Genomic DNA, 390 nt, shown 5'->3' with positions numbered 1-390 from the left:
AGCAGCACCTCACCCGGGCCGATCCTGTGACCCGGCTGCAGCGCACGCCCCAAAGGGATCGGGTGACCCGGCCATGCTGGGCGAACAGACCGACCCAGCCCACACGGCCGACATGATCAACGCGGCGGGCGCGGCCGACACTGCGGACGCCGCAGGCGCGGCTGAGACGGTTATCGCGGACTCGGCGAACACGACGGGCGCGGCGAACACGGCAGGCGCAGTCAGCACCACAGGCGCCGTAGGCGCGGCCAACGTGGCTGACGTGGTCAACGCGGCGGGCGTGGCGAACACTGCTGACGTGGTCAACGTGGCGGGCGCGGCTGGTGCGGCCGGTACCGCTGGGGTGGCGAATACGGCGAACGGGGCTGATCGGCGTCATGCGGATGCGGT

Annotated in this window: 1 pseudogene; it reads left to right on the top strand. The window is 71.8% G+C overall.

Annotated features, from left to right (window positions below):
* Positions 1-73: 73 nt before the first annotated feature.
* Positions 74-390, top strand: a pseudogene (locus HCK04_RS40640) (hypothetical protein); the annotation flags it as partial.

Source organism: Microbispora sp. CL1-1, assembly GCF_012034195.1.
Taxonomy (GTDB): domain Bacteria; phylum Actinomycetota; class Actinomycetes; order Streptosporangiales; family Streptosporangiaceae; genus Microbispora.
This window is presented reverse-complemented; position numbering and strand designations above follow the sequence as displayed.